Source organism: Neobacillus drentensis (assembly GCF_036965645.1).
Lineage (GTDB): Bacteria > Bacillota > Bacilli > Bacillales > Cytobacillaceae > Neobacillus > Neobacillus drentensis_D.
This window is the reverse complement of record NZ_JBALPZ010000119.1, coordinates 11,808-13,861: the sequence shown is the minus strand read 5'-3', so window position 1 is coordinate 13,861 and position 2,054 is coordinate 11,808. Positions and strand designations below refer to the sequence as shown.

Sequence of the window (2,054 nt, the reverse complement as noted above, 5' to 3'; positions counted from 1 at the left end):
CACAATCTTGATAAGAGCCGCTCCATACGTTTATTGGTGAAGGTGCAAACGGCATTCCGTGGTTAAGATCCATTGCTTCTCCTTCAGCTTTTGCTTCATTTACATCAATTAGGACTAATTCCTCAGCAACTCCCTGGTTAATCAATGAATACGCATAACTGCAACCTACAGCACCTGTTCCAACTAGTACAACACGATTTACTTTTTCTTTAATCATGATCATAAATCTCCCTTCGGATGAAAAAGTTTAAAATAGTAACCAGCTAATGATTCCAATTACAACGAGTAAACCTACGCTATATTTAATGGTCACTTTAAATAATTCACTTTCTTTTCCTGCTATTCCAACTGCTGCGGCCGCAACAGCGATAGATTGAGGTGAAATCATTTTGGCCATTGTCCCCCCCATTACATTGACAGCAACCATTGTTTCAGGTGCTATGCCAATTTGTGAAGCAGTGACAGATTGAAGTGGCGCAAATAAAGAACCGCTGTTTACCACACTGCCTGTTAAAAATACTCCTAACCACCCTAGCACTGGCGAGAATAATGGAAATATTGCACCTGTTGAAGCAAAAGCTAAACCGAGTGTTGATGACATACCGGAGTAAGTACAAATGTAAGCAAAAGCAAGTACACTACAAATGGTTAGCGCTGGTGACAATAACTCTTTTGTCGTTTCTTTTGCAGTATCTATCAGCAGTTTGCTGCTGCAGCGAAAAAGAATGCTTGCAACAATGATCGTTATGACAATGGCTGTTGTAGTAGATGAAAATAAATCTAATTTAAATACTGCAGCATATGGTGTATCCTGCGGAACAATTGGTGGATGCTTGATGACGGTATTGTTTAATCCTGGAATGGGCAGCAATAAGACTAACTTTTCTAAAGGGCCGCCAGTTATAAATAAATTTTTGAAAAAGGATAAATTAAATAAAGTAACACATAAGGTTAAAAATACAAATGGCATCCAGGCAAAAGCAATTTTTCCAAAAGAGTACTTAACCTGCCTATCTACCGTCTTCTCTTTATTTACCCGGAAAATTTCTTTCGGTTTCCACACTTGTAAAAATAGGGCTAGTGCTACTAAGCTCACAATCGCAGCAAAGATATCTGCAAGTTCAGCACCTAAGAAAGTTAGAACCAATGCCTGTGTAAGGGCAAATGATACACCGCTGACTAGTATTGCTGGGAAGGTTTGTCTAATCCCTTTCAATCCGTCAATGATAAAAATTAGTAAGAATGCTACTACAATACTTAAGATTGGAAGGACAAAGGCCGTATATCTTCCTACAACAAGACCATCTAACCCCGTAAGCAGGGATGGAACAGTTACTGGAATACCCATTGCTCCATATGCACCACCAGCAATGTTTGCAATCAAACAAAGACTTGCTGCATATATAGGACTAAATCCAAGTCCTACTAAAATGGCTGCTGTTATCGCAACAGGTGCTCCAAATCCTGCAGCTCCCTCCAAAAATGCTCCGAATGAAAAGGCTACGATAAGAACTTGCAATCTTTGGTCGGCTGTAATAAAAGAGATACTATTTTCGATAATTGCAAATTTACCTGTTTTTACGGTTATTTTATAAAGGAAAATGGCAGCAAACACAATCGATGCAACCGGCCATATACCAGCTAAAGCTCCATATACAGCAGACATCAAAACTAATATTATAGGCATTTTATAAATGAAGACTGCAACAATTCCTGCTACAATGATGCTGTAGAGTCCTGCCATATAGCCCTTTAATTTAAAAACTGTCAGCATTACAATAAAAAAAACGATAGGAATGGCAGCTATAATAGCTGACAACCAAATGTTACTCAATGGATTATATAATTGCTCCCAAACATTCATGCTGTTCAACTCCCAGTTAATAGTAAATCCTTTTTATTCTTACCAATTATGAACAAACAATGATTCATAATGTGAAATAATTCACAATTAAATCAAAAAATAGTTTTACTTTTTTCTATTAAAATCGATTTTTACTATTGTTACGGTAACAACGTTAGTATATCACCCTGTTTGTGAAATGTTTCACATT

2 protein-coding genes are annotated in these 2,054 nt (G+C 37.3%); both read right to left on the bottom strand.

Going from position 1 to position 2,054, the window contains the following annotated elements:
* A partial coding sequence (locus V7266_RS20790; protein WP_420491468.1) for a lactate/malate family dehydrogenase occupies window positions 1-214 on the bottom strand: 214 nt, incomplete at its 3' end.
* A 33-nt stretch (window positions 215-247) separates the two neighbouring features.
* Window positions 248-1,864 (bottom strand): lactate permease LctP family transporter, encoded by a 1,617-nt coding sequence (locus V7266_RS20785; RefSeq protein WP_335470533.1) that lies wholly within the window; start codon window positions 1,862-1,864, stop codon window positions 248-250.
* Window positions 1,865-2,054 lie beyond the last annotated feature (190 nt).